This is a genomic window from Bordetella petrii (assembly GCF_020991325.1).
Lineage (GTDB): Bacteria > Pseudomonadota > Gammaproteobacteria > Burkholderiales > Burkholderiaceae_B > Bordetella_A > Bordetella_A petrii_E.
In genome coordinates, this window is sequence record NZ_JAJMLX010000447.1 from 1 (window position 1) to 2,165 (window position 2,165).

Consider the following 2,165-nt stretch of genomic DNA (forward strand, 5'->3'; position numbering starts at 1 on the left):
CCCAGCAGGCTGAGGCGCCCCAGCAGGCGCCGCTGTCGCCGCAGCCGGGCGCCGGCATGCCGGCCAATCAAGGGCCGGTGCAGGTTACCCAGACGCATGCCCGCCATATCCTCATCAAGACCTCGGCCGTCATGACCGACGACCAGGCGCGCCAGCGCCTGGAGCAGATCCGCCAGCGCGTCGTCAATGGCGGCGCCTCGTTCGCCGACATGGCGCGCCAGTATTCGCAGGATGCCAACGCGCCGCAGGGCGGCGACCTGGGCTGGGTGAACCCCGGCGAAATGGTGCCGTCGTTCGAGCAGGCCATGAACGCGCTGCCGGACAACGGCATCAGCCAGCCCGTGCTGTCGCCGTTCGGCTGGCACCTGATCCAGGTCGAGGGCCGGCGTGAACACGATGTCAGCGACGAACTGCAGCGCATGCAGGCGCGCCAGGTGCTGTTCGAGCGCCGCGCCGAGCCGGCCTATGAAGACTGGATGGCGCAGTTGCGCAACGAGGCCTATGTCGACAATCGCCTCGAAAAGCAAGACCGCCTCGAGCAGAACAACCGCTAAAGCGCCGCGAGCCCCACCATGAGCAGGCACCAGGCGCGCAAGCGCTTCGGCCAACACTTCCTGACGGACGAGAGCGTCATCGACGCCATTGTCCGGGCCATCGGCCCCGCGCGCGACGATCGCGTGGTTGAAATAGGCCCGGGCCTGTCGGCCCTGACACAGCCGCTGCTGCGCAGCCTGGCGCACTTGACGGTGGTCGAGATCGACCGCGACCTGGCAGCGCGCCTGCGCGGCCGCTACCCGGCTGAACAACTGACGGTGGTCGAGGCCGATGCCCTGACGGTGGATTTCGCCAGCCTGGGCGAACGCCTGCGCGTGGTGGGCAACTTGCCCTACAACATTTCCAGCCCCTTGCTGTTCCACCTGATGGCCGCCGCGGACGCCGTGGTCGACCAGCATTTCATGTTGCAGCGCGAAGTCATCGACCGCATGGTGGCCGAGCCGGGCAGCGCCGATTACGGCCGCTTGTCGGTGATGCTGCAGTCGCGCTACCGCATGGACAAACTGTTCGACGTGCCGCCCGAGGCCTTCGACCCGCCGCCGCGCGTGGTGTCGGCCGTGGTGCGCATGGTGCCGCTGCCGGCCGGCAGGCTGCGCCCGGCCAGCGAGGCGGCGCTGGAAACCGTGGTGGCCCGGGCTTTTTCCCAGCGCCGCAAGATGTTGCGGCGCGTGCTGGGAGACTGGGCGCCCCTGGTGCCCTGGGAAGCGCTGGATATTGCGCCCACGGCGCGTGCCGAGGAGGTCTCGGTCGAGAAATTCATCCGCCTGACCGACGCGCTGCTGCAGGCGGGCGTCGCGCTACCTTAGGGCCTGTACCCCGATTTCCCGGCCGTTGCCAAGTGTCCGGCTCCCGCCAGGGTGCCAGACACCGCCCAACTGAGACTGCCGTGGCATACATCGGTGCCTGCCCGGCACCTGCCTATAGCATGCGTTTGCCGGCCGCCAGCCATAGCTGCATGACGTCGCGCGCCCGGTCGCATAGATACTGGGCGGCGTTGTCGCAAGCCTGCTGCAGCGTGACCGGCCCCGGGGCCAGGCTGAACGCCGCGGTGATGCCGCCGGCATGCAGGTCTTGATAACCCTCGCCCAGCGAACCCGCCAGCGCCACCACCGGAACACCCGCCTGCCGGGCGATGCGGGCCACGCCGGCCGGCGTCTTGCCGCGCAGGGTTTGCGCGTCCATGCGGCCTTCGCCCGTAAAAACCAAAGTGGCGCCCTCCACGGCCTGGGCCAACTGGCCCAGTTCGGCCACCAGTTCCACGCCAGGCCGGAAGCGCGCATTCAGGAAGGCGTGCGCGGCGAAGCCCAGCCCGCCCGCCGCACCCGCGCCCGAGGCATCGCGCAGGTCGCGCCCCAGGTGCCGGGCGCAGACATCGGCCAGTTGCGCCAGGCTGCGATCCAGCAGTTCTACTTGTTCGGGCGAAGCGCCTTTCTGCGGCCCGAAGGTATGCGAGGCGCCTTGCGGGCCGCATAGCGGGTTGTCGACATCGGACGCGATTTCGATCTGGACGTCGGCCAGGCGCGCATCCAGGTTGTCGGGGATAGGCCGCTGGTGTATCCATTTGGCGTCCACCAGGCGGCCGTGCCGCGCCAGCAGCACGCCATAGTCCA

General features: G+C 69.1%; 3 protein-coding genes. 2 read left to right on the forward strand and 1 reads right to left on the reverse strand.

The window, feature by feature from the left end:
- Nucleotides 1–554: peptidylprolyl isomerase (locus LPZ50_RS24340; protein ID WP_230665415.1), on the forward strand; the 554-nt coding region annotated here is incomplete at its 5' end.
- Nucleotides 555–572: 18 nt separating this feature from the next.
- The gene (gene rsmA / locus LPZ50_RS24345) at nt 573–1,361 is read left to right on the forward strand and encodes a 16S rRNA (adenine(1518)-N(6)/adenine(1519)-N(6))-dimethyltransferase RsmA (protein WP_230665416.1); all 789 of its coding nucleotides are present in this window, start codon (nt 573–575) and stop codon (nt 1,359–1,361) included.
- 112 nt (nt 1,362–1,473) lie between these two features.
- On the opposite strand, the gene LPZ50_RS24350 is transcribed toward rsmA, so the two are convergent.
- A partial coding sequence (locus LPZ50_RS24350) for a glycerate kinase (protein WP_230665417.1) occupies nt 1,474–2,165 on the reverse strand: 692 nt, incomplete at its 5' end.